Annotated in this window: 21 protein-coding genes; 16 read left to right on the top strand and 5 right to left on the bottom strand. The window is 42.9% G+C overall.

All coding sequences use genetic code 11. The features are described 5' to 3' along the window. Positions 1–2: 2 nt before the first annotated feature. The 3 genes from AC6I7V_RS15005 to AC6I7V_RS15015 are packed head-to-tail and all read right to left on the bottom strand — an operon-like array spanning position 3 to position 4,022. Positions 3–1,028 (bottom strand): ABC transporter permease, encoded by a 1,026-nt coding sequence (locus AC6I7V_RS15005; RefSeq protein WP_255232646.1) that lies wholly within the window; start codon positions 1,026–1,028, stop codon positions 3–5. A 13-nt stretch (positions 1,029–1,041) separates the two neighbouring features. Then, a complete protein-coding gene (locus AC6I7V_RS15010; protein WP_255232645.1) occupies positions 1,042–2,130 on the bottom strand; it encodes a microcin C ABC transporter permease YejB in 1,089 nt (362 codons plus the stop codon). 8 nt (positions 2,131–2,138) lie between these two features. Then, positions 2,139–4,022, bottom strand: a complete 1,884-nt coding sequence (locus tag AC6I7V_RS15015) for an extracellular solute-binding protein (RefSeq protein ID WP_498012134.1) — start codon at positions 4,020–4,022, stop codon at positions 2,139–2,141. A 455-nt stretch (positions 4,023–4,477) separates the two neighbouring features. Here AC6I7V_RS15015 and AC6I7V_RS15020 point away from each other — a divergent pair, with 455 nt between their 5' ends. The 8 genes from AC6I7V_RS15020 (at position 4,478) to AC6I7V_RS15055 (ending at position 14,775) form a co-directional block, all read left to right on the top strand. Beyond that, positions 4,478–5,527 carry an endonuclease/exonuclease/phosphatase family protein gene (locus tag AC6I7V_RS15020; RefSeq protein ID WP_498012135.1) on the top strand — a complete coding sequence of 350 codons (1,050 nt, stop codon included), beginning with the start codon at positions 4,478–4,480 and terminating at the stop codon, positions 5,525–5,527. Between the two features lie 332 nt (positions 5,528–5,859). Further along, entirely contained in the window at positions 5,860–6,279 is a 420-nt protein-coding gene (gene rbsD, locus AC6I7V_RS15025) for a D-ribose pyranase (RefSeq protein ID WP_498012136.1), read from the top strand. 55 nt (positions 6,280–6,334) lie between these two features. Then, complete coding sequence (rbsA, locus tag AC6I7V_RS15030) at positions 6,335–7,840, top strand: ribose ABC transporter ATP-binding protein RbsA (protein ID WP_498012137.1); 1,506 nt, start codon at positions 6,335–6,337, stop codon at positions 7,838–7,840. After that, a complete protein-coding gene (gene rbsC, locus AC6I7V_RS15035) occupies positions 7,837–8,823 on the top strand; it encodes a ribose ABC transporter permease (RefSeq protein WP_498012138.1) in 987 nt (328 codons plus the stop codon). Before rbsA ends, rbsC begins: the two co-directional genes overlap by 4 nt. 75 nt (positions 8,824–8,898) lie before the next feature. Further along, positions 8,899–9,777: a ribose ABC transporter substrate-binding protein RbsB gene (gene rbsB, locus AC6I7V_RS15040; protein WP_108020025.1), complete on the top strand. Its 879-nt coding sequence runs from the start codon at positions 8,899–8,901 to the stop codon at positions 9,775–9,777. 161 nt (positions 9,778–9,938) lie between these two features. Further along, positions 9,939–10,880: a ribokinase gene (gene rbsK / locus AC6I7V_RS15045; RefSeq protein ID WP_498012139.1), complete on the top strand. Its 942-nt coding sequence runs from the start codon at positions 9,939–9,941 to the stop codon at positions 10,878–10,880. Between the two features lie 130 nt (positions 10,881–11,010). Next, positions 11,011–12,012 (top strand): substrate-binding domain-containing protein, encoded by a 1,002-nt coding sequence (locus AC6I7V_RS15050; RefSeq protein ID WP_498012140.1) that lies wholly within the window; start codon positions 11,011–11,013, stop codon positions 12,010–12,012. Positions 12,013–12,300: 288 nt separating this feature from the next. Further along, positions 12,301–14,775, top strand: a complete 2,475-nt coding sequence (locus AC6I7V_RS15055) for a CHASE3 domain-containing protein (protein ID WP_498012141.1) — start codon at positions 12,301–12,303, stop codon at positions 14,773–14,775. A gap of 104 nt (positions 14,776–14,879) precedes the next feature. On the opposite strand, the gene AC6I7V_RS15060 is transcribed toward AC6I7V_RS15055, so the two are convergent. Next, the gene (locus AC6I7V_RS15060; protein WP_498012142.1) at positions 14,880–15,803 is read right to left on the bottom strand and encodes a LysR family transcriptional regulator; all 924 of its coding nucleotides are present in this window, start codon (positions 15,801–15,803) and stop codon (positions 14,880–14,882) included. Between the two features lie 494 nt (positions 15,804–16,297). Here AC6I7V_RS15060 and AC6I7V_RS15065 point away from each other — a divergent pair, with 494 nt between their 5' ends. The 3 genes from AC6I7V_RS15065 to AC6I7V_RS15075 all read left to right on the top strand — a co-directional run bounded on the left by AC6I7V_RS15065 (position 16,298) and on the right by AC6I7V_RS15075 (position 18,829). Continuing rightward, positions 16,298–17,218, top strand: coding sequence for a LysR family transcriptional regulator (locus AC6I7V_RS15065; protein WP_498012143.1), 921 nt, complete (start codon positions 16,298–16,300; stop codon positions 17,216–17,218). A 49-nt stretch (positions 17,219–17,267) separates the two neighbouring features. Beyond that, on the top strand, positions 17,268–17,879 hold the full coding sequence (locus AC6I7V_RS15070) for a hypothetical protein (protein ID WP_498012144.1): 612 nt from the start codon (positions 17,268–17,270) through the stop codon (positions 17,877–17,879). Positions 17,880–18,496: 617 nt separating this feature from the next. Next, entirely contained in the window at positions 18,497–18,829 is a 333-nt protein-coding gene (locus tag AC6I7V_RS15075) for a DUF3316 domain-containing protein (protein ID WP_498012145.1), read from the top strand. A gap of 124 nt (positions 18,830–18,953) precedes the next feature. On the opposite strand, the gene AC6I7V_RS15080 is transcribed toward AC6I7V_RS15075, so the two are convergent. Further along, positions 18,954–19,433 (bottom strand): GNAT family N-acetyltransferase, encoded by a 480-nt coding sequence (locus AC6I7V_RS15080; protein ID WP_498012146.1) that lies wholly within the window; start codon positions 19,431–19,433, stop codon positions 18,954–18,956. Positions 19,434–19,690: 257 nt separating this feature from the next. Here AC6I7V_RS15080 and AC6I7V_RS15085 point away from each other — a divergent pair, with 257 nt between their 5' ends. The 5 genes from AC6I7V_RS15085 to AC6I7V_RS15105 all read left to right on the top strand — a co-directional run bounded on the left by AC6I7V_RS15085 (position 19,691) and on the right by AC6I7V_RS15105 (position 24,745). Then, positions 19,691–20,314 carry a YajG family lipoprotein gene (locus AC6I7V_RS15085; protein WP_498012147.1) on the top strand — a complete coding sequence of 208 codons (624 nt, stop codon included), beginning with the start codon at positions 19,691–19,693 and terminating at the stop codon, positions 20,312–20,314. 270 nt (positions 20,315–20,584) lie between these two features. Further along, positions 20,585–21,160, top strand: a complete 576-nt coding sequence (locus AC6I7V_RS15090) for a hypothetical protein (protein WP_498012148.1) — start codon at positions 20,585–20,587, stop codon at positions 21,158–21,160. Between the two features lie 340 nt (positions 21,161–21,500). Then, positions 21,501–22,655 (top strand): hypothetical protein, encoded by a 1,155-nt coding sequence (locus AC6I7V_RS15095; protein ID WP_498012149.1) that lies wholly within the window; start codon positions 21,501–21,503, stop codon positions 22,653–22,655. Between the two features lie 477 nt (positions 22,656–23,132). After that, on the top strand, positions 23,133–24,464 hold the full coding sequence (locus AC6I7V_RS15100; protein WP_498012150.1) for a YadA C-terminal domain-containing protein: 1,332 nt from the start codon (positions 23,133–23,135) through the stop codon (positions 24,462–24,464). Further along, entirely contained in the window at positions 24,464–24,745 is a 282-nt protein-coding gene (locus AC6I7V_RS15105) for a hypothetical protein (protein ID WP_255232624.1), read from the top strand. The genes AC6I7V_RS15100 and AC6I7V_RS15105 overlap by 1 nt, the downstream gene beginning before the upstream one ends. Positions 24,746–25,079 lie beyond the last annotated feature (334 nt).

A 25,079-nucleotide genomic window follows, 5' to 3' on the forward strand; every position in this document is an offset into this window, starting at 1 on the left:
TATTACCTCTGCTGATGTGGGTCGAATGCGTCACGAACCGCTTCACCAACAAACACTAACAGTGTCAGCATCAGCGATAATACAACAAACGCGGAAATACCAAGCCACGGCGCTTGGAGGTTAGCCTTGCCCTGAGCAAGCAACTCACCCAATGAAGGTGATCCTGCAGGCAGACCAAAACCTAGAAAATCAAGTGACGTCAACGTAGTCACCGACCCAGACAGAATGAATGGCATCATGGTTAAAGATGCCACCATCGCATTGGGTAACATATGACGAAGCATGATTCGCTTATCTTCAACGCCCATGGCTTGTGCCGCTCTCACATAATCGAAATTGCGACAACGTAAGAACTCAGCTCGCACAATCCCAACTAAACTCATCCAGCTAAACAGCACCATAATACCGAGCAACCACCAGAAGTTAGGTTCAATAAAACTAGATAGGATGATCAATAAGAACAGTGTCGGCATCCCCGACCACACTTCAATAAAGCGCTGTCCAAACAGATCAACCCAGCCACCGTAGTAACCTTGTGTGGCACCAACAGCAACACCAATGGCACTCGACACTATAGTCAGTACAAAACCAAACAGCACCGAGATTCTAAAACCGTAGATAATCCGCGCTAATACATCACGCCCTTTATCATCCGTACCCAACCAATTAACTGAATCTGGCTGAGATGGCACCGCCCCAGAGATTTCAAAATTAATGGTGTCGTAGCTAAAGCGAATCACAGGCCAGATCATGTAGCCTTTCTCTTCAATCAGTTCGATGACATAAGGGTCTTTATAATCCGCTTCGGTTTCGAACTCACCACCGAACTCAGTTTCTGCATATTCAGCCGCAACCGGAAAGAACCATTGATTATCGTAGGAGACCAACAGAGGCTTGTCGTTGGCGATAATCTCTGCAAACAGGCTCAACACAAACAGAATGGAGAAGATCCACAGTGAGATAAAACCGCGCTTATTGGCTTTAAACCTTAACCATCTTGCTTCTGCTAAAGGATTTTTAAACTTCATTTAGAATTCACCATTAACGCGCTTCAAAGTCGATTCGAGGATCAACCCAGGTATAGGTAAGATCGGAGATAATGCTGAGAACGAGCCCAAGTAGAGTCATAATATAGAGGGAACTGAACACCACAGGGTAGTCTCGTTGAATCGTAGACTCGAAACCAAGCAGCCCTATCCCCTCTAGAGAAAACATCACCTCTATCAGCATCGAGCCAGTAAAGAAGATACTAATAAACGCACTTGGGAAACCCGCGATAATAATGAGCATCGCATTACGGAAAACATGTCGGTACAAGATGCTGTTTTCATCGAGCCCCTTAGCACGAGCCGTGACAACGTATTGCTTGTTGATTTCATCGAGGAAAGAGTTCTTAGTCAGCATACTTAAGGTCGCGAAGCCGCCAATCACCATCGCGAAGATTGGCAGCGCCAAGTGCCAGAAGTAGTCGATGATTTGCTGATACCAATTGAGCTGGTCAAAATTGCTGGAGACCAATCCACGCAATGGGAACCAACTAAAGTAGTTACCGCTTGCGAAAAGGATGATCAGAATGATCGCAAATAAGAAACCCGGAACCGCATAGCCGACAATCACCACCGCACTCGACCAGATATCGAATCTAGAGCCGTGATGAATCGCTTTCATAATACCCAGTGGAATCGAGATGACGTAAATGATTAAGGTACTCCACAATCCAAGAGATATGGAGACAGGCAGACGCTCGACAATCAAATCGATAACATTGCCTCCTTTAAATAGGCTTTCACCAAAGTTAAAAGTGGCGTAGTTTTTCAGCATATCGAAATAGCGAACATGAATCGGCTTGTCGAAACCAAACTGCTTTTTGATCTCTTCGACCACTTCGGGGTCTAAACCGCGTGAGCCCTTGTAGCCACTCGAAGAAGCTTGTTCTGAATCGCTCAAGTCAACTTCTTGTCCACCACCAGAAAAGCGCTCCATAATGCCAGAGTTGTGACCTTCCAACTGTGCCACCGCCTGTTCTACAGGGCCACCGGGGGCAATCTGGATAATGAAGAAGTTAATGGTGATGATCGCCCACAAAGTGGGGATCACCAGCAGTAAGCGTCTAAATATATACGCAGCCATGAGACTCCCTAACGACGTTTTTCAGGAAGTAGTTTCGCTTTTTCTTGCGAAATCCACCACGTGTCGATACCTAGGTCATATTTTGGCAAGGTATCAGGGCGCTCAAACTTATCCCACATCGCAACACGGTACTTACCCAAGTGCCACTGAGGAATAGTGTAGAAATTCCACTGTAGTACACGGTCAAGCGCACGACCTAACGTAAGCAGTTTTTCAGGATCTTGTTGGCTCTTAGAAATCTGTTCAGTCAAAGAGTCGATAACCGGATCGATAACACCAGCCGTGTTGTAAGTCGAATCAATGTAGTTCGAGTTCCACGCAATCATCAAGTTCGGGCTTGGGTAAGCGTTCGCTGAATATGCCGAAGAGACCATATCAAAGTCACGATCACGTAAGCGCTTGATATATTGTGTCGTATCCACAGTTCGAATCTTCATATCGATACCCATTCGCTTCAGGTTTTTCTGAAGTGGAATAGAAATACGCTCAGTGGTCGGGCTGTAGATCAGCAGCTCAAAAGAGAGCGCCTGCCCTGTTTTCTCGTTGGTCATCACTTTGTTTTTCAGCTCCCAACCCGCCTCTTTAAGAAGCTTAAACGCTGTTCTCATTTGAGCACGAATACGGCCACTGCCATCAGTGACAGGTGGTTGGAACTCTTCAGTGAATACGCGTGGAGGGATTTGGTCTTTAAACTCAGAAAGTACCGCTACTTCTGCATCAGACGGCAAGCCTTTCGCTTCGTACTCCGTGTTTTGGAAGTAGCTTCGCGTACGGTCATATTGGTTGTAGAACATGTTCTTGTTCATCCACTCAAAGTCCATAGCATAAGTTAATGCTTCACGAACCTTCGGATCTTTAAACACCTCTGATTGAGTGTTGAACACAAAACCTTGTGCCGACTCTGGACGCTCATGTGCGATCTCTTCTTTTACGATGTAGCCCTTATCAAAGTTACTGCCCGTGTAAGAGTTTGCCCAAAATTTAGCGGAGTTCTCCATACGGAAATCAAATTCACCCGCTTTGAAAGCTTCTAACATCACCGTATCGTCACGATAGTAATCGTACTGGACACGCTCGAAGTTGTTGCGCCCTACGTTAACCGGTAAATCGGCAGCCCAGTAGTTTTCATCCAACCCGTAAGTGACGCTTTGACCAGACTTATAGTTGATGACTTTGTAAGGACCACTTCCTACAGGCGGTTCACTCAAAGGCTCGGAGAGCTTCTTGTCTTGCCAGTAATGTTTTGGCAACACACGTGTACTTTGCGCAAAACTGAACAGCTTCTCGCGATTTGGCGTTTCCATCTCAATCCGAACCACTAAATCAGAAACTGCGGTGACGGATTTGATGTCTTTATAGTAAACGCGATATTGAGGGACGCCCTCTTTTGAAAACTTATCGAAGGTAAACTCGACATCATGTGCGGTAATTGGCTTTCCATCGTGGAAACGTGCGTTCGGATTGATGTCTATTTCTAGCCATGAGAAATCGCTGGCGTAGCGTACCTTTGAAGCAATAAGCGGGTAATACGCATCTATTTCATCCGCTGGCGAAAACATCAGAGTATCGTACAGCTCGCCACTGTAGCTTGCTGATACACCGCGCGACCCAAAACGGTTAAAGCTGTCGAACGTACCAATGGCTCCATAGGTAATTTTCCCTTGCTTTGGCGCATCAGGATTAACGTAGTCGAAGTGTTTAAAATCAGCGGGATACTTGGCTTCACCAAACCCAACTAATTGAGTCGTTTCGATGACTTGAACGCCATCTTCAGCAGCAAATGAAGAGATAGGTAAGAGCGCCATGATAGGCAGCGCTAGTGCGCGTGAGCGGTGGGTTAAGCGAAAAAATGTTGACCGTTTAATTGGATTAACTCGGCAATCTGTTCCCATTTGACTCTCCCTGCAAATGATTAAATAACCAGTGTGATTGAATACGCCACAAGTTGGACACACGATAATAAAAATAAGTATAGAGAAAAATCTAACGCCATGTAATAACTAATAAAACACTTAGTGCGTCGAAACCGACTTTTCTCGCGTTAAGACTCAAACAAACCTACCCTAATAAAAACGCAGTCTGCACAGGCATTTTCTTTAATCATAGTAAGGGGATTTACACCTCCGAATACTATTCCAATTTTACTGTGCGCAAACGGCCTCATAGGGTGATATTCAGCCTTCACGACTTTGAGTGCTATGGCTAATTAGTCAATCCGATCACCAAACAAGTTCAAAAACTTGCTCGGTAAAATTACCCACCTTTAGCAATACCTTAAAGCGAGATGACGTATACTTAAAAGAGTAATCACGCTTTGTTACAGCGCCCGACTTTTAGGAAGCAGCTTTTGAACACATCGAGTCACCTAACCATTACCACATTCAACCTTTTCAACTATCTTGAACCACCCAACGCTTACTATGACTTTGAGAATATCTATAGCTTTGAGGAGTGGTCTAAGAAACAAGGGTGGATCAAGAACGCCATTAAAGAGGCTGACAGTGACATTATTGGCTTTCAAGAGGTCTTCAGCCCAGATTCGCTTGAAGTGTTAGTGAATGATCTTGGCTACCCTTTCTTTGAGGTGGTCGATGAGCCGAATATCGAAAGTGATTACCTTTTTCGAGATCCTGTCGTCGCTATTGCTTCTCGTTATCCGATCAAATCCACTCAAGCAGTTTCGTTATCTGAACAATTTCAGATGCAGTTCAATACATCGCTTCTAAAGGATTTTAAATTCAATCGCTTACCTGTACACGCCACAATCGATTTGCCTCATCTTGGTTTAACCGATTGTTATGTTGTCCACTTTAAATCTCAGCGTCCTATTCAAGCTGAGAACGCTGATACAGAATCAATAACCCACTCTTCAAAAATGGTGGTGCATAGCGAAACCTTGACTCAATTTCACCAAGAGGGACTTGGGTGGTGGCTTTCAAGCGTGCAGAGAGGACTAGAAGTTCAAGTACTGCACGAATACATCACTCGGCAGCGTCATCAGTCGGAGCGCCCTGTGGTGCTAATGGGCGATTTCAATAAGCCACTTTTCAGCGATGAATTTAGAGGATTGCTCAACGACTCACTCAGCAGAAATGAAGAGAGCCGGCACTGGTTGAAGTACTTTCGCTTGCGCGACAGTTGGGAACTCTATCATCAGCTTCATCAAGAGGACCTGCTGGTTCAGCGTTCACCGACTCACTATTATGGTGCCAAGGGTTCAGTGCTCGACTACATTCTGCTCTCCAATGAGTTCGATTGCCAAAACTCATCCAGCCTAATGGAAATAACAGGTTATCAGGTGCAAGACCAGCATCTCATTAATCCTAGCTTTGAAGAAGACCAATTCAGTACCGATCACGGTATAGTAAGCGTGACCGCTCATATCCGTTCGTTTTAATAGCCAAAACAAACGGTCAAACGCGCAAAGCCGCGATAGGTTTCGTGGCTAGCTTGTTCTACGACTAAGCACCAAAATACTCAATCTCATTCATATAAACTAAACCGATAACTCGCTAGCACTAACCCTACCCCGTACTAATAAAACTATCACTTGCGTGATCCAATTCAATGTTTGGCCCCTCATCGAAACGTTTCGATGATCATTATCACACTCTTTCTGAATGATTCGTGCATTTCACTATTCGAACACTATTATTCTTATCGAAACGTTTCGATGGTGTTTTCTTATCTCTGTTCCGACATCGAAAAAATTGCCCAATAGGTAGTGTTATGAAAAAAAGTACTCTAATAAATTCCGATCTTTCTTATCTTGTGGCGACCCTAGGTCACACAGATGAAATCACTATCTGTGATGCGGGCCTGCCGATCCCCGATCACGTGCGCCGTATCGATTTAGCACTTACACATGGCGTACCAAGCTTTGCACAAACCGTAAAAACTATGCTTGAAGAGTCTCAAATCGAAGGCGTGGTTATTGCCGAAGAATTTGCTCAAGTGAGTCCTGAACATCACGCTGTGTTGATTGACCAACTCAAAACGGAAGAAGCGCGTTGCGGCAAAGCTATCACGATTAACTACGTGAGCCATGAAGAATTCAAACAACGCACCAATGAGAGTCGCGCTGTAATACGTACGGGCGAATGTACGCCATATGCGAATGTCATTTTTCAAGCTGGCGTGACCTTTTAAGCGAGCTAAAAATTTAAGCGAACCAAACAACCTGGCCCCGAGTAAAGGAAACCACATGACTCAAGCCATTTTAGAACTTAACTCAATTGAGAAAGCTTTCCCTGGTGTAAAAGCCTTGGATAAAGCGAGCCTCAACGTTTACCCAGGGCGTGTTATGGCGCTAATGGGCGAAAACGGTGCGGGTAAATCGACCCTAATGAAAGTGTTGACGGGTATCTACCACCTTGATGGCGGCACTATTCACTACCAAGGTCAGCCAGCGGCATTTAAGGGTCCACGCGATTCGCAGCAAGCGGGTATCAGCATTATTCACCAAGAATTAAATCTGATTCCCGAACTGACAATTGCGGAGAACATTTTTCTAGGTCGTGAAATCACTGGAACGATGGGTCGCATCTTGTGGAACGAAATGTATCAAGAAGCCGACAAGCTACTTAAACGCCTTAACGTAAAACACAGTTCTAAAACTCCATTGGGTGAGCTAAGCCTTGGCGAGCAACAGATGGTAGAGATCGCGAAAGCCCTATCGTTTGAATCTAAGGTCATCATTATGGATGAACCAACTGATGCCTTAACTGATACGGAAACCGAATCTCTTTTCAAAGTGATTAACGAATTGCGTGATGAAGGCTGTGGCATTGTTTACATCTCTCACCGACTGAAAGAGATCTTCGAGATTTGTGATGACATTACCGTACTTCGTGATGGCAAATTCATTGGTCAATGTGAAGTGAAAGACACCAACGAAGATGGTCTTATCGAAATGATGGTAGGCCGTAAGCTAGACGAACAGTACCCACGTATCGAACCAACTCACGGTGAGACTTGTTTAGAGGTTGTTGGCTTAACGGGCTCTGGTGTACACGATGTTAGCTTCACTCTAAAACGCGGTGAGATTTTAGGTGTGTCTGGTTTGATGGGTGCAGGTCGTACTGAGCTGATGAAGGTGATCTACGGTGCCCTGCCAAGCGAACGCGGCGTCATTAACCTAGATAACAAGACCATTAATCCAGCGAGTCCAAGAGACGGCTTGGCTAATGGCATCGCCTATATCTCGGAAGACCGTAAAGGTGACGGTCTCGTGCTTGGTCTGTCGGTGAAAGAGAACATGTCTCTTTGCTCTTTAGACATCCTGACCAAAGGCGTGCAAATCCAACACAAAGACGAAGTGATCGCGGTTGATGACTTCATCAAGCTGTTCAACATCAAGACCCCTACTCGCGAGCAGATCATTGGTAACCTATCTGGTGGTAACCAGCAGAAAGTGGCGATTGCTAAAGGCTTGATGACCAAACCAAAAGTTCTGATTCTCGACGAGCCAACCCGTGGTGTCGATGTCGGTGCGAAAAAAGAGATTTACCAGCTTATTAACAAATTCAAGGCTGACGGAATGAGCATCATCCTTGTCTCTTCTGAAATGCCGGAAGTTTTGGGAATGAGTGACCGCATCATGGTGATGCATGAAGGCCGCGTGAGTGGCGAATTTGACGCTAAAGAAGCAAACCAAGAATTATTACTGGCGTGTGCGGTCGGTAAAAAGATCAACGAGGACGCAGCATGAGTACCAATACCATGAGCAAAACAACTGAAACACCAGCAAAGAAGTCTCTACTGAGCAAAGAGTGGCTGATTGAACAAAAATCACTGATCGCTTTGATCTTCTTAATTGTCATTGTTTCTTTCTTGAACCCAAACTTTTTCACGATCGACAACATTCTTAACATCCTACGTCAAACATCGGTAAACGCGATCATCGCTGTCGGTATGACACTGGTTATTCTAACTGCGGGTATCGACCTGAGTGTGGGTTCAGTTTTAGCACTTTGTGGTGCGTTCGCTGCCAGCATGATTGGTATGGAAATCCCTGTAATGGTCGCTGTACCAACCGCTCTATTAGCAGGTGCTGCGCTGGGGGCTATCAGTGGTGTGATCATCGCCAAAGGTAAGGTTCAAGCCTTCATCGCAACCTTAGTAACCATGACGCTTCTACGTGGTGTGACCATGGTTTACACCGACGGTCGTCCAATTTCTACTGGCTTTACTGACACAGCAGACGCATTCGCTTGGTTCGGTACTGGCTACGCAATGGGTATCCCAGTTCCAGTATGGATCATGACGGTAGTATTCGCGGCTGTTTGGTATCTACTTAACCACACTCGTTTTGGTCGCTACGTTTACGCACTTGGCGGCAACGAATCAGCAACTCGCCTATCGGGTATCGATGTAGACAAAGTAAAAATCGGTGTGTACGCCATCTGCGGTCTACTTGCTGCCGTAGCAGGCATCATCGTTGCTTCTCGCCTCTCTTCAGCACAGCCAACCGCAGGTATGGGCTATGAGCTAGACGCTATCGCCGCGGTTGTACTTGGTGGCACAAGCTTAGCTGGCGGTCGTGGTCGCATCATGGGCACATTGATTGGTGCGCTGATTATCGGCTTCCTGAACAACGCACTAAACCTATTAGACGTTTCTTCTTACTACCAGATGATTGCAAAAGCAGTGGTTATTCTTCTGGCGGTATTGGTTGATAACAAAAACAAGTAACACCTTAATAAATCAATAATATAACAACGAGCTAGGACTCACCTTCTAGCTCACCCTACATAAAGGACTTACACCATGAAAAAATTAGCAACTCTAATTTCTGCTGCTCTACTTTCAACAACGGTTTCTGTGTCTGCTCAAGCGCAAGACACAATGGCTATCGTACTGTCGACACTGAACAACCCGTTCTTCGTAACGATGAAAGATGGCGCAGAGGCGAAAGCAGAAGAGCTAGGCTACAAGCTTATCGTTCTTGATTCTCAAAACGACCCAAGCAAAGAGCTGTCGAACATTGAAGATCTGACCATTCGTGGTGTTAAAGCAATCCTGATCAACCCAACAGATTCAGATGCTGTATCTAACGCGATTCGCATGGCTAACCGTTCAAGCATCCCTGTATTGACTCTAGACCGTGGTGCAAGCCGTGGTGATGTCGTGAGCCACATCGCTTCTGATAACGTAATCGGTGGTGAAATGGCGGGTCACTTCATCATGGAAAAAGTGGGCGAGAAAGCGAAGGTTATCCAACTTGAAGGTATCGCTGGTACATCTGCGGCTCGTGAGCGTGGTGAAGGCTTCATGAACGCAGTAAACGGCAGCGGCCTTGAGCTTCTTGCAAGCCAACCTGCTGACTTCGACCGTACTAAAGGTCTGAACGTAATGGAAAATCTACTGGCTGCTAACCCAGACGTAGAAGCCGTATTCGCTCAGAACGATGAAATGGCTCTGGGTGCGCTACGCGCTGTTCAAGCTTCAGGTAAAGACGTAATGATCGTTGGCTTCGACGGTACAGACGATGGTATTGCTGCCGTTAACCGCGGTCTACTGGGTGCGACTGTTGCTCAACAACCGGATCTAATCGGCTCTCTTGGTATCGAAATGGCAGATAAAGTACTGAAAGGCGAGAAAGTTGATGAGTACGTACCAGTACCACTAAAAATCATCGCTAAGTAATCTTTCTTGATTAAGAACAGCGAGGGTTTCCCCTACCCTCGCTTTCTTTCCATCACGACAGTGCATCGCTCTTTCTCATTATACGATATCTCGATAACCAATGAGCAAAGATGAGAAACAGCCATGCATTTTCAAATACGATATATCATAAGGCTCGTATCATGACTCAACTGATTGTTTTAGGTAGCGTAAATGCTGACCATGTACTTCAAGTTCCTTCGTTCCCTCGCCCAGGTGAAACACTGATTGGCGGAAACTATCAGGTCATCCCTGGCGGTAAAGGCGCAAACCAAGCGGTTGCGGCAGCTCGCTTGAATGCAGACATCGGCTTCATCGCCTGTGTAGGTGACGACCCATTTGGTATCAATATTCGCCAAGATTTTGAGAAAGACGGCATCAATATCGATGGTGTGATTGTCGCTGAAAACACCCCAACAGGGATTGCTATGATTCAAGTTTCTGCAACCGGTGAGAACAGCATCTGTCTGTCCGCCGAAGCAAACGACAAATTAGATAGCGTACAGATCGAACCACACCTCGATAAGATTCGTGGCGCAAAATACCTGTTAACGCAACTTGAAACGCCGCTTGAAGGCATCGAGTACGCAGCAAAAGTTGCGAAAGAATCTGGTACTAAAGTGATTCTTAACCCAGCACCCGCTCGCCCTCTATCCAACGAATTACTTGCATGTGTCGACGTGATAACGCCGAATGAGACCGAAGCAGAAGTCTTAACCGGCGTTACCGTAACTGACAGCGCTTCGGCGCATCAGGCATCCTTGGTTCTGCACGGGAAAGGCATTGAAACAGTGATGATTACTCTTGGTGCGAAAGGCGTGTGGGTAAGCCGTCAAGGACAAGACCATGCAGCTGGAGAAGGTGAACTGATCGAAGGCTTCCGTGTTGCAGCGACGGACACCACTGCTGCAGGTGATACATTCAATGGCGCGTTGGTTACGGGTTTACTTGAAGAGATGCCACTAGAGAAGGCGATCAAGTTTGCGCACGCGGCAGCGGCTATCTCAGTGACACGTTTTGGAGCACAAACATCGATACCTTCACGCGAAGAGACCGACGCTTTTCTTGCTGAAAAGCTAGGGTAATTACACACTTCATGACGATAACGGTATCGGCTGGTGCGCAATAAATTCTAAATAATTTATTGCGCACAACTCTCTGTTTTCAGGCAGAATATCGCCCAAAGTGGAACGAACAGCACCACAAGGAATTATTATGGCAACAATGAAAGACATCGCTAAACTTGCCAAGGTTTCGACCTCTACCGTTAGCCATGTAATCAACAAATCTCGATTTGTCAGCGACGAAATTGCCGAACGCGTGAACAAGGCGGCCAAAGAGCTCAACTACGCGCCCTCAGCCCTCGCTCGCAGTCTAAAAATGAAGCAGACAAAAACGATCGGTATGTTGGTGACCACCTCAACGAACCCATTTTTCGGTGAAGTCGTAAAAGGCGTAGAGAGACGTTGTTACGAAAAAGGCTACAATCTTATACTTTGTAATACCGAGGGCGATAGTGAGCGCATGAAATCGTCTATCGACACCCTACTTCAAAAACGTGTCGATGGTTTAATGCTAATGTGCTCAACGCTAGAAGGCGAACATCTAGACGTGTTCGAGCGCTACCCAGAGCTGCCTGTCGTTGTCATGGATTGGGGTCCAATGCTGTTTGCAAGCGATAAGATCCAAGATAACTCCCATCAAGGGGGGTATATGGCTACCCAACATCTTATTGATAACGGCCATACTGAGATTGGTTGTATTACAGGCCCTCTTCATCGTAATCAAGCCTCTTCACGTTACGAAGGCTTTAAACAAGCCATGAGTGAAGCCAACCTCAAAGTGAACGCAGATTGGATTGTCGAATCTAACTTTGAGTGTGATGGTGGCTTTGATGCATTTCAAACGCTAAAAAACCGTGGAAGACTGCCAAGTGCTTTGTTTGTCTGCAACGATATGATGGCGATGGGTGTGATTCACGCTGCTGCACAAGATGGTTTGCGTGTACCACAAGATCTTTCACTGATCGGCTACGATGATATCCACTTATCGAAATACATGACCCCAGCATTAACGACCATCCATCAGCCAAAACATCGACTAGGTAAAGCGGCTGTTGATACTCTGTTGAGTCGTTTGGAGTCCCCAGAAGTGTATCCTCAAGTGGTAGAATTGGAGCCGACTCTAGTAGAAAGAAGCAGTGTTTTGACACTATAAACTGACCAGTTAACACTATTGAGAGCACACTCTTGTGCTCTCTTTTGCGCGAATCATTATCTCTTCACCTCTTTAAAGCAAACAGTTAAGCAGCAAAGTGTCTCGTTTAATTCAAAAATTAACGCCTTACCTATAATCGAACCGAATAACTTGTGTTATCTAAAGTTGGATTTCCAGAAATAGACTGAAACTGCACGATAACCACAATATGCACCGTCACACCTAAACTTTTTGCTTTTCTCTACTACACTAGTTGAATATAGCAACTGGCTTAAGGTACTGTTTTTCATGTATGCAACATGGTTCGATAACATATCCCTGCAAAAGAAACTTTTCGTCAGTTTCTGTATTCCTATTGTGTTCATGCTGCTTGTTTCTCTCTCCGTGTATGAAAACACTCAATCAATGGTAAAAGACAGCCATTGGGTAGTTCATACGCATAAAGCAGTCGCACGAGCCCAAGAGTTACTGAACCTCGTCGTCGATATGGAAACCGGGCAAAGAGGCTACCTTATTACCGGCGATGCCGACTTCCTTGAGCCATACCATCTCGCCTTGGCTGTGTGGAAAGATAAAGTTACGACACTCGCCAAACAAGTCGACGATAATCCCTCTCAAGTTGAGCGCTTGCACAAAATTGACGCCTTACTTGAAAGATGGTTAAAAGAATCTGGCGCGCGAGAAATAGTCCAGCAACAACGTGCTGACCGCAGCGAAACGTCTATGTCGAACGTCACCAAATTTGTGCAAGAGAAAACGAGCAAAACCATTATCGACGAGATACGAAATGAGATGAATCAGTTCATCGCTATTGAAAATGAACTCATTGATATCCGCGTGGTTAAGTCCGATAACAGTGCGACAAGAACAACACATGTTCTGATTGGGGGCGCACTCTTAACCATATTTGTATCACTGGTTGTCGCCGTTGGGTCATCGAGTCGAATCAGAAAACGCATTACATTTCTGCTAGATGCAACACAACAAGTCTCAGAAGGACATTTAAGTAAAGGAGCAAACACACTTAATACAAACATTAACCTACAAGGAAAAGATGAAATTGCGCAGCTCACACATGGCTTTCGGAAAATGACGCACAACTTGGTTAAAAATGAGCAAGACATGCGCTCTTACAATGAAGCATTAATAGAAGAGAGAAAAAAAGCTGAGGCTGCGGTGAAAACCAAGAGTGAGTTTCTCTCAACGATGAGTCATGAGATTCGGACCCCAATGAATGGTGTACTCGGTATATCACAAATTATCGCGTCTCAGACTAAAGAGCCTGCAACCCAAGAGAATATAAATATCATCTTGGACTCTGGGCAACATCTGATGACCATTCTCAATGACATCCTGGATTTTTCGAAGGCAGAAGAGAACAAGCTGGAACTAGAAGTTGCAGCGTTTTGCTTTAATCAAGTGATGCAACCGGTCTGCAGTGCGCTACAACCGATGGCGGATGAAAAAGCGATTCGCTTGTTAACCGAAAACGAGATCCCTCACCATATTGAATTACTTGGTGACTGTGCCCGCTTGCGTCAGATCTTGTTCAACCTTGGAGGCAATGCAACCAAATTCACCAATGACGGTCATGTACTTATCAAAGCAGATTTGGATAAAGCAACGTCGGAACTAATACTGACGGTAACAGACACCGGTATCGGTATTCCAGAAGAGAAGCACGCACATATCTTCAACTCCTTTGAGCAGGCAGATGCATCAACCACAAGGGAGTTTGGTGGAACAGGACTTGGCTTAGCCATTGTCAAAAACCTCGTTGACCTGATGTCAGGTGAAATACACCTCAACAGTGCCCCAGGCTTAGGTACGCGTTTCGAAATCACACTTCCGATTACTTGGCGAGAAAAAGAACTTGCTGATAGCTCAAACACGCCAGATTCATTCACTTCTACAGACATAATGCCATTGAACATTTTGTTGGTCGAAGACAACCGTGTGAATGCTCTCGTTGCTAAAGGCTTCTGCGAGAACTATGGACACCAAGTTTCACTGGCCGAAAATGGTGTTGTTGCAATAAATCTCTTAAAATCAGAGCGTTTTGATCTCGTGTTAATGGATAACCATATGCCTGAAATGAACGGCATAGAAGCGACTCGTTATATCCGTAAATCCCTGGGACTGAACATCCTAATCTTCGCTTACACTGCCGACGTATTTCGTGAAGCACATGATAGCTTCATTGAAGCCGGTGCTGATCACGTCTTAACTAAACCACTTCAGCAAGAGAGTTTCTTAGATGCCCTTCAACATTTCTCCTCTCGATTAGGAAATCAACCAAATGTGGATACAGAGGACAAAGCAGCAGATAACAGAGACAGCAATGTGATTGAGCTCCACCGAGAACCGATCGAGAAGTTAAGACTCACTGAGGAGGAGATCAGCCGATCTGAAATCATTCTGATGTTGCAAGACGACAACGAAGCACTCGCAACACTCATTGACTCTACGATAGCGGAGTTCGAAGAATCCATCGACCACCTCATTGATTTTTACATGGCCAAAGAGTTGCATTCATTACAAAAAACACTCCACTCAATCAAAGGCATGTCTCTCAATTTGGGGCTCAATACGCTGTCAAAACAAGCTTTAGATTTGGAAACTCAGGTCAAACATCAAAAACTTCCAGAGATTGAGCCATTACAAAAACTCATCAACCGACTGCTTGTTAATATCCATCAGGCACAAAGAATGAAAACAGCGCATCCAAGCACAGAGACGAGTCAGATAAAACGCTCGCAATAGTGACCAGCAATTGAGCGGTAAACCGTTAGATAGCTACGGTCAACCTTGGCTCACATTTGTTAGACGAATAAGCTTGAAGATATAAATAACCTCTATTTCTTCACTTAGACGAAGTGCTTTTCCCAGCTTGGAGGAGTGCCGATGATCTCTTGAACAATCTCAATAAAGGCCAACACAAGTGGCGACTGTTTTCGATGAGTATACATTGCGTAGATGTCACCAAAGGATGGAATTCTGCGTTCTGGCAACAACTGAACCAAACCTTGCTCAGCCAAACCTTCACTCAGCATAAACTGACCTATTTGGGCAAACCCAAGTGAGGCTTTGACACTTTCGACAATCAACTCAGGCTCATTCACTCGATAGTTGCCTGTGAGGGCATACGTTTCAAGCTCTCCTGTGTTGTCCTCGGGATAGAACTGCACTTTGTCCGCGACAAAGCCCGAATGTGAGTAAATTATGCTCGGTAGCATCGTCAACTCTTCCGGGCAACGTGGCATACCATGTTTATCAATAAACGCTTCTGAGGCAACTATCGCTGTTTTATTTTCGGCAAGTCTCTTGGCAATCATTGACGAATCTCTCATCGGGCCAATACGAAAAACAATATCAAACCCCTCGCCCACCAGATCAACACGACTATCATCTAATATCAGTTCGATCGATGCTCTTGGGTAACGAGTCAAAAACTCCTCAACCGCCTTTTGCAAAAATCGTCGACCAAACAAAGTCGTGCTAGAGATACGAAGGTTGCCAATAGGTTCCTTGTAAAAACACGCCGCGATCTTTTCTGTCTCTTCAAGTAAGTCACTCACTTTGACCGCTTGTTCAACGATTTGCTTTCCTACGTGAGTCAACGAAAGTGAGCGCGTGGTGCGATTGATCAACCTTACTCCCAAGTGCTCCTCTAGTTGTTTAACCTGCTTTGATAAAACAGAGCGATCAACGTTCAGTCTATCTGCAGCTTTGGCAAAAGAGCCAGCTTTCGAAACCTCGAGAAGCAGTACTAATCGTGTTGCTAAATCCATGTTGTTCCTAACTTTAATGCCTGTGGTTAAAGAACCGAACAGACAGCATATTTAATAAAATTGTTAGTGATACTTGGCACTGTTTTGAGTCAAACAACGATGAGTGATCACACACTTATCTTCAAGACTAACGCAGAAGACGGCGGTTCAAGGTTTTAAGTAATGCAACGAATACAACCACGCGTAAGAGACTCAAGTGTCATAACGCCTCTAGTTGAACACTAAGTAGTGCTAAATTTGCACGGATAGAGCGACACATAAATATTCATTCATGGTGCATTTCGTCTACGAAAATACCAACATACCGCAAACAGCCTTTTTGCGCGCTCTTCAAACAGTGTAACGGACAAATTACAGTATTGACTATCAAAACAACTACTGGTGCATAAAAGGCACTAGTGAAGTGCTAATAAAACCATAATTTCTGCGTATGGATTTTGTAAAATGCGCTCTCCATCACATCTAATTACAATAATATGACTAGGAGTGTGAGCATGGACTTAGCGACTCAACTGGAACTACTGCTTGATGTCTCTGAACACGGCACCTTTGCAAAGGCGGCCGACAGAAACCATATTGACCGTTCCGCATTATCAAAACAGATAAAAAAATTAGAAGACAGCCTAGGATTAAGACTGCTCAACCGCTCTACCCGATCGCTTTCACTCACCAATGCTGGTGAAGAGATGGTCCAACAGGCGAAAAAGGTACGTGAGGTACTGAGTGAGACTAGAAAGCTTGCAGACACTTTTCATGCCGAGCCGCGTGGTCACTTAAAGATCTCGAGCGCTTCGTTCTTTGGTCGGACATACCTAAAAAAGGCGATCAAAAGCTTCATGCGTAAATATCCCCACATTACCGTCGAAGTTTTTCTTTCTGATCATAAAGTTGACGTGATCAGCGAAGGTTACGATGTGGTGTTTCGCATCGGACCTATTCGCGAATCAAACATGATTGTACGTAAGCTCGCGACCAATAAATTGGCCATCATTGCCTCAGAAGATTTCTTAGCAAGACACAGCAATCCACAAACACCAGAAGATCTGATAAAGCTACCCGCCGTGATTTATTCAAGTGAATCTTTCGTGTTAGACAAAATTAGAATTATTGATGACGAGCAGACTGGTGAAATCAAAACTTTCAACATGAATGCCAAGTACAAGGTAAACGAAACTGACTTGATTATGGATGCCGTTCAAGACGGTCTTGGCTACGCTGTCATTGGCCAGTTCATGCTACAGGAAAGCATAGAAAAACAAGGCCTTGTACAGCTTCTACCTGAGTACAAACTCTCAACACACAGCGACATTTTTGCCATGTACTCACATCGTAATCAGCAACCTTTAGCCAAGTTGTTCATCGACACAATACAGAGAGAAATTGGCACTACACCGGTTTGGGAAACCTACTTGTAATAAGACTCTCATTTTGCTCTATCGTTTGACTATTTTCTGGATTTACTCAATGCAATACATCAGCCCAATTTGTGACGAGCGACGCGGCGACCGCATCTTTGATACATTCATTATTTTACATAGCTTCGTACTCACATTAGTCGTCGCTTACATTAGTATTCACTTTGACTCTCACACCAAAGAGAGCTCTGTGCTTGAGATTAGTCAAGTTGCTATCCTTTTAGGCACCGCGCTAATCAGCTACGTCAAAGCTCAAGAACGTCATGAATTTTCATCGATATTGAAAATTCATGCTCTGCTCATGTTACTACTCGTCTCGAGAGAGCTTGATCAAATATTTGAGCTATTCCTATTTCATGGCTTTTGGAAGGTTCCCGCTGGTGCTATCGTGGCAACAATCGTCTATCAAATGTTCTCCCACCGAAAAAGCGTTATTGTTGCAGTAAAACGGTTTACAGCAACAGACAGTTTCCTTGTTTGGATAATCGGGGTTTTTATGTTCCTTATATTTTCACGCATTGCCGGGTACAAAGGTTTCTGGATGGATTTTTTAGGTGATGGTTACAACAGAGATATAAAAACATTGGTTGAAGAGGGACTAGAGTTCTTCGGTTATTCTTTCCTCTTATCTAGCATGATATTACTTAGAGAAAAAAGATAACCTCATTTATTATAACCAAGACGTAGATGGTGAGGATGATATTTTATCGTTAGCACTTCGCTACTTGTTCTAATATCGCATTAATATTCAAGCACACTTATTGTGGGCTTTTTGTTTATATATCAATAGTTTGATGCAATTATTACCACAAAGAATGGAAATTTATTATCGAGACAAAAGTCTACATTTAAATTATCATCCCTCCGTTGACTTTCCCCACTGCCTTTGAAAGTTACTGATTAACTCTGAAATATTCGAGCAGCAATTTATGCTGCTCTTTTTTTACCCAAAACCTCACCAAACCAACAATCAGCATAGACTTTCCAAAAATTACAAATAAATGATTGCAAAACAACCATGAATTTAGATCAATTGCCATAAGGCAATTTCACCATTTTATCGTTCTCATACACACAATAAAATATACCAAAACACACTTTCGACATTAAACCGCAAGCGCAGTTGGGGCGAAACGTAAAAAACCAAGTTTCGATTCGTGTATTTTTGGCATCAGTGAAATGAGTCATGTGATATTTATCACACTTATGATTTACATAATAATAGCGTTGTACCGAGGCAAAGCGCCTCCAGTAAAAAAATTTTTTGAGGATTACATTATGAAACGCATTATTACTCTTGCTGCAACTCTAGCATTCACTTCAGCTTCTTTCGCTTCATCTTCTTGGGTTCAGGTTGACCGTGAAGCCAACTTGGATGTGGGTGTTTTTGCAACTCAAGAACAAGCTCAAAACGCTGCTGAAGAGTTTGCCACTTCGCTAAACACAATGAACAATCAACAACTCAAAGCGACGTTGCCAACGAATCAGCATCACTTTGTACGCAATGTTCGCCTAGGTGATTCAAGTGTGTCAGTAGAACAAATCGAAAATGGTGAATATCAAGCAAGCCTGCACCAAGACTACGCTTTCACTGCATTTGAACGTGATTAACCGAATCTCGAAGCGGGAAGCATCAATCTAAAAATAAACTGCCGCTCTCGTTTCAAAAATTGCCCTGTTATCGAAGATGTCTGCTTTGGACTTCTTCGATGACAGAATTTTTTCCGATTGGCAGCTACAATTTGCCACGCATAATGTACTGTGGACCCGCGGCTCCTCCAAGGTACAACTCTCCGGTCTTTTCGAAGCCAGCCTTCTCATAACAAGCAATCGCACCTGGGTTCTTCAGATTTACGGTTAAGTAGATAAATTCAAATGATGAGGCGTAGTGCTCTTTTAAATACGGAAACAGAGCTTTTACCGCACATGTCCCTACCCCCTTACCTTGCTGACTGTTATCTATTGCGAATGCTCTTAATCCAACTCCAGATTCAGGACAGAACTCATAACTTTCACCATAAGCCGTATCCAGTTTAAAAAAGCCAACGACTTCGTTGTCTAGCTTAATAATATGCAGGTGAGTGGTCTCACTAGCATCTTTTAAGAACTCTTCCGCAGTCCCTGCAAACTTAACTTGTTCTTCAGCTAACTTTACCTTCTTTACCTTCTTTACCGACTCAATTTGCGCTTGCGCTAGTCGCTCGATAGTAACCATATCTATTTGATTCCCCAATTCATAGTGAACATGTTTCTAGGTCGACCTTTTCCATATTGTCTTCTCTATCAACTAAACGTCTCTGCTAGACACAAAATCAACACGCAATAGTAAACAAATCACATTGCCACATGTAACATATGCAACATATAACAATTTTGTGACTATTTATGAATGATTACCGTAGCATATTGGTAACTAAATCAAAGGTTATAACTCATTGAATAACCGGATCTATGTAGAACAGAGGAAACTTAATGCTAAATAATTTAAAACTGCTACTAGTGACGATATGTAGTTTCTACTTAATGGGATGTGTTAGTCCGCTAACCGTTGAAGAGTCAGCTCCGAATGTCAATATCAATCAGAGTGTAGATGCCGTATCTATCGCTGTTCTAGACCAGCGCCCATATGTTTTAGATGGTGACAAAACACCCGATTTTGAAGGCATTATTCGATCTGGCCTAGGCATTCCATATAGCCATACCACGATAACTAAAGAGCCTATGGCAACTTATTTAGGTAACCGCTTAGAGTCGGGAATAAAGCAAAAAGGCATTGATGTTGAACAACATAGAACAGATACGGCTATGCAGTTTTCAAACCTGATGTCCAAACTTAAAGCTGACGGTAAACCGTCTATTATTGTCGTGCTGAAAGAGTGGAAATATGACTTTCACGCCTTTGCAGATTCATCTTGGTATGATGTAAATGTGACTGTCACCGACCGCACTGGCACCCAAACAATCACGAAGAATTACTCCGGCGAAAACGATATTCCCGATAGCGGAGCTATCATGAATGAGATGATGTTAATCTACAAAGCTCGTTTTGAAGAGATATTCTCCGACCCAGAATTACGAACTGTGATTGAAAACTAGAAAAAAGGCGAACTTTCGAGTTCGCTTTTTGTTTGCATGGAAAGCACTCTCACCGTATACGGAATTCACGATCAGTCGAATGAACCGAAAATGAATTCAAAGGAATTGTAAGCCCATTTAAGTGGTTTATTGTATAGACTAACTCCTTTTTGCAATGCTCACTGTATTTCCACGCCCCTTCCGTGACAAATAGATTAGCTTACATTTGATGACACAAAAAAATTTAACTTTTAGTTAATATGTAACTATCTGATTAACTGGGGTTAAACTATGAGTAAAGGGTTTACGCTCATTGAGTTAATAGTCATTATTGTACTAATTGTCGTTCTAAGCGCTGTTTCAGCTACAAGGTTTTTAAATGTAACCACTGATGCAAGAAACGCCGTTTTAAGTGGTATCAAAGGTGACATTGAGTCTCAAATTGCAATTGTATACGGAAAGCTTGCAGTGGTTGGTCTTGAGGGAGAAAACGAGGAGAATGACGCCCTTTTAACTGGTGGCGGCTATTTTGGCGATGAACCTGATTACAACCCATTCAAAGACATTTGTGGCCACGATTGCTACTTTATTTATGGTACGCCAAGTGCAAGCGCAACAACGCTAAGCAGCCTGCTGCCCTCAGTTGGTCAAGATCAAGAAATCGTTTTTTCTGGTTATCACGCAAATGAGTGGCAATCTGATGGAGTTACCGGAACTAATGTTGTAGGCACTTTTTCATTCAAAGATAATGTCATCTTGAATGGAGAACCCGCGTTAAACAAGCTCAAAAAAGAATCCTGCTTTATTTGGTACTCTGGCGCTCGTAAAGAGCGTGACTACAAAATCGGTATTGTGCCATGCGATTAAACATAGCTCTTTGGGGACTATTTTAATGCGGTTAAGTGTCTAGCTAGGGATGCTGGTAACTATATCAGGCTCTCCAAACTCACCACTTACCTCAATAGGCGTTGTTTTTCCTACCTCAAGAAAATTGAAGTCCTCACCGTTAACACAACCAAACAATGTGGTTAGAGTGAGTAATGCAATACTAACCTTTATCTTCATAATTCTTCCTCTCTTTGATTCTAATCATAATAACTGTTTGATTTGTAATGAACGTAACGCTTTGTAAGCATCTAGTTCTTAATGCAACAAATTGAATTAACTTCTGTCTCATTGTTGTATTTGGATAAACGAGATTCTTGAAGTGAAAACAAAATTAGCCTTTTTAATTGGTTTGGCTCTCTCTGGTTGTAATGCGGGATCAAGTGCTAACAACACAATAAAACCTGTAACACCGGACACTACCGAAACCACTCTAACCGACAAGTATGATAGAGAAATGATCAGCCAGATAGCCAAGGCGAGTAAAACTCTTTCTGATGAAAAGATATGGTTTGACTATGGCAACTGGTACAAATCAGCACCGATTTATATGCTTAGAATGGATGATGTAAATAACAAAGATCCATTAAAAGTATTTTTGTTTAACCCTGTTGAACCTGACAAATCATTTCAGAAATTAGGGCAAAACGAATCATCCGGATTAGATACTTATCGCAATGATGTGAACATGCATCTAGCCAATGACAAGATCAATAAACTGAATGGAATGTTTGATTTTGACTACAAATTTGAAAAAGGTGTTTATTACGCGCAAAAGTATCACAAACTGGAAATGAGTCCGAACAACGTTGATCACGGACATAAGACGATAGATAGGAACATTTCACTTAACATTCATGAGAATTTTCACAAGTACCAGATGAAAAACTTCAATCTCCCTAGCTCATTTGTTCAGGTCTTAGATGGCTACCCAGTAAATGCTGAATTAATAGAGTTAAAGCTGTTGACCTTGCAAACTTTCAAAGGACTTCCCAAAAGCATAACTAAGAGCGAGGCGACAAGTTTATTGAAAAAATATGTTGCACTTACAAAAAAGCAGATTGAAATTGATACAAGTGAGAAGAAACTTGTTGAGAATATGGGGCTATGGCAAGAACTGACCGAAGGATCAGCAAAGTATGTTGAAACAGTGGCTATCAGAAAAATGTTTGCTCATGCAAAAGACTCAACATTTGTATACAGCTGGTTTTTAGAGAATGAATATAAAACAGCTAAAGAGGTAAAAGAGCAATTTGGGTTTGGAATTTTTTACGAAACAGGCGCAGCTGCGATCTGGTTGCTTAATCAAGCTGGATATGATTTGAAGAAGCTAGAGAGTGGTGTTTCGCCGTATCAAGCAGCCACTGAATTACTAGGTGATAGTTTTGATTATGATCTCGAACTGCTCAACGTTTACGCCACAACACCGAACGCTAGCGAGATTAAATACAAAGCTAAAGAATTGGCTAGATTATAAAAACCAAGCCCTGATTAACCAGGGCTTAGTATCTTCTGATTTACGATTAAAAAATAACGTCTCTTATGTAGTAGAAAATAAGAACATCTAAGTCTGCCCTATATCAAAGCTAGTACATAAACCTATACTTGTCTTTTTCACAAATATTAGCATATCAACTATCCCAAAAATCTTGGCCCCCTAAGTTATCCATGACTGTTTCGACAATTTAATTGCTAATTCCCGCTAAGTTAAATCTAATCATCAATACTTTTCAAAAAATTAAGCATCAAAAAATATAGCTTTATAGGGGTCTACAGTCGGCAACCTTACCTCAACATAAATTCACTTAATCTATGCTTACAAAGCAAAATTACGCTTACAAATATAGAGTTGTTTACGATGAGAATGTACTTATACTCCCACTCCGCCAATAAGGTGACATTTTTTTGTCATGTCTATTATTTGGCATATTTAATTAACAGAGTATCACAACAAATGAGAAAAACTATTCTATCCCTAGCAATCACATCCATCTCAACATCTTCACTTGCTGCCGTAGACTTCGAAACCAACAAACGAATTGAATATGCAACTAATACAGCTATAGCGGCTCAAACTAAGACACTAGAAAATGACAAGCGTATTAGTGGGGTCAAAAATAACGTAGATCATGTTGGCGGTATCGCGCTGAAAAACAAGAAAGCAATTGCGTCTGTTGTAAGCCAAGTTCACGACCAAAACCAACAGCAAGATCTAAGAATCCACGCGAACTTAAAAGCAACGTCAAGTAACCGCCAAAGCCTTATTGATCTTTCGAAAACAGCTGTGTCAGCCTACAAACGTTCTGACCATGCTATCAATTTAGCAAGTGAGGCAATTATCAAAGCTGATAATAACAACATCATTGCAACTACTGCTGACAGCAAAGCAAATGAGTCCCTATACAAAGCCAACCGAAACACTGAAATTAACACTAACCAGCAAAAACAGATTGATGCAACCAACACAAAACTTAATAAAGTTGGGGAATATGTTTACAAGAACTACGTAAAGAAAGATGAAGTTATTAAATCTGTTGATTTCAAAGTTAACTCAAAGCACGACGCAAAACAGTATCTAGAGATCGGAGATAACCGCCTTGCAGCTGCAAACAACAAAACCAAGCTAAAGAAACACGATCAACGTATCACTAAACTAGAGAGCTACCACAACGATAGTATGGCTGAATTACGTTCTAATGCTTTTAATATTGATACAAAAGTTCAAGCACATAATACTGAGATTCAAAACATTGCCGTATCATCAACAAGAAACACGATTGCTATCACTCAAGTTGAAAGCCAGGTTACAGAGAACCGCGAAGACTTAGATCAAATGTCTCATGCACTAGTGGGTGATAAACAAACCGATGAACAGATTCAAACTAAACTTGCTAAACTATCAAAGGGTAACATTGTTGATTCAGTGAACAATAACCATAACCTAATTAATCAACATTCGGCTTACCACGTTCAAAAGAATCAAACTCAAGATAAGGCAATCGCTAAAAACAGCGCTGATATCGCAGATTTACGTAGTGACTTTGAGCGCCAAGCAACACAAACTAACCAAGCATTTGCTGCAATTGCTGCGATGAACAACATTCCTCTAGTTACTGGTACTGATTTCTCAATGGGTGCTGGCGTTGGTTATTACAATTCAGAGTCCGCTGTTTCAGTTGGTGGCAACTACAACGTGACAGAAAACGTTACTATTAAAGCTTCGATTGCTGGTAATGCTAACAATTGGCAGCCGATTGTAGGTGCAGGTGTGGCGGTAGGTTGGTAATGACATTAGATACTCTTTTAGCGCTTGCACGTTTGCTAGAACTAAATGTAAGTGATTCGAATGTTCGAGCTTGCATTGTCGCAGCTTATTATCATGATGGTGATAACAATGTTGAATATGAACAAGCTCTACTATCCGCTTACAGGTCGCAGAACCTAGTATTACTTAACGCGGTGAAGAATACCCAAAAATACAAAGAGCTGACATCATTGCTTGACGCGAAAAGTTGTAAAAAACGACGCAACAATATGCCAACTCAAATAATGCAATATCACTTCTAGTGATTACGCGTCCCTACTCAACTATTATGCTTTAGACTTACGAGAGGGGCGCACTAACCAATTGAAGAAACCGATAGACTATAAATAATGATTGGACATCATTATCCCTATTTGTTTGTATTACCTAGGTTTTCTTACTATTGGAATCATTTGACAGTGATTGCTCGTTCATTAAAACTATAAATATTATCATGCCTCAATTAAAAAGTTGTTCTCGTTGCGAGAAAGTAACAATATTCAAAAGAATTAGAAGAACTAGACTACAGCGTTTTTTTAACACTGCATCAATACGCTTACAATGTACGGGATGTAATCAAAAAAAGTTATTCAACTT

Source organism: Vibrio sp. KUL70, from assembly GCF_059725515.1.

What these genes read in the sequence shown, in the direction of transcription:
- AC6I7V_RS15005 (WP_255232646.1), bottom strand. Translation starts at nt 1,028, where the DNA reads ATGAAGTTTAAAAATCCTTTAGCAGAAGCAAGATGGTTAAGGTTTAAA.
- AC6I7V_RS15010 (WP_255232645.1), bottom strand. Translation starts at nt 2,130, where the DNA reads ATGGCTGCGTATATATTTAGACGCTTACTGCTGGTGATCCCCACTTTG.
- AC6I7V_RS15015 (WP_498012134.1), bottom strand. Translation starts at nt 4,022, where the DNA reads ATGGGAACAGATTGCCGAGTTAATCCAATTAAACGGTCAACATTTTTT.
- rbsD (WP_498012136.1), top strand. Translation starts at nt 5,860, where the DNA reads ATGAAAAAAAGTACTCTAATAAATTCCGATCTTTCTTATCTTGTGGCG.
- rbsA (WP_498012137.1), top strand. Translation starts at nt 6,335, where the DNA reads ATGACTCAAGCCATTTTAGAACTTAACTCAATTGAGAAAGCTTTCCCT.
- rbsC (WP_498012138.1), top strand. Translation starts at nt 7,837, where the DNA reads ATGAGTACCAATACCATGAGCAAAACAACTGAAACACCAGCAAAGAAG.
- rbsB (WP_108020025.1), top strand. Translation starts at nt 8,899, where the DNA reads ATGAAAAAATTAGCAACTCTAATTTCTGCTGCTCTACTTTCAACAACG.
- rbsK (WP_498012139.1), top strand. Translation starts at nt 9,939, where the DNA reads ATGACTCAACTGATTGTTTTAGGTAGCGTAAATGCTGACCATGTACTT.
- AC6I7V_RS15050 (WP_498012140.1), top strand. Translation starts at nt 11,011, where the DNA reads ATGGCAACAATGAAAGACATCGCTAAACTTGCCAAGGTTTCGACCTCT.
- AC6I7V_RS15055 (WP_498012141.1), top strand. Translation starts at nt 12,301, where the DNA reads ATGTATGCAACATGGTTCGATAACATATCCCTGCAAAAGAAACTTTTC.
- AC6I7V_RS15060 (WP_498012142.1), bottom strand. Translation starts at nt 15,803, where the DNA reads ATGGATTTAGCAACACGATTAGTACTGCTTCTCGAGGTTTCGAAAGCT.
- AC6I7V_RS15065 (WP_498012143.1), top strand. Translation starts at nt 16,298, where the DNA reads ATGGACTTAGCGACTCAACTGGAACTACTGCTTGATGTCTCTGAACAC.
- AC6I7V_RS15070 (WP_498012144.1), top strand. Translation starts at nt 17,268, where the DNA reads ATGCAATACATCAGCCCAATTTGTGACGAGCGACGCGGCGACCGCATC.
- AC6I7V_RS15075 (WP_498012145.1), top strand. Translation starts at nt 18,497, where the DNA reads ATGAAACGCATTATTACTCTTGCTGCAACTCTAGCATTCACTTCAGCT.
- AC6I7V_RS15080 (WP_498012146.1), bottom strand. Translation starts at nt 19,433, where the DNA reads ATGGTTACTATCGAGCGACTAGCGCAAGCGCAAATTGAGTCGGTAAAG.
- AC6I7V_RS15085 (WP_498012147.1), top strand. Translation starts at nt 19,691, where the DNA reads ATGCTAAATAATTTAAAACTGCTACTAGTGACGATATGTAGTTTCTAC.
- AC6I7V_RS15090 (WP_498012148.1), top strand. Translation starts at nt 20,585, where the DNA reads ATGAGTAAAGGGTTTACGCTCATTGAGTTAATAGTCATTATTGTACTA.
- AC6I7V_RS15100 (WP_498012150.1), top strand. Translation starts at nt 23,133, where the DNA reads ATGAGAAAAACTATTCTATCCCTAGCAATCACATCCATCTCAACATCT.
- AC6I7V_RS15105 (WP_255232624.1), top strand. Translation starts at nt 24,464, where the DNA reads ATGACATTAGATACTCTTTTAGCGCTTGCACGTTTGCTAGAACTAAAT.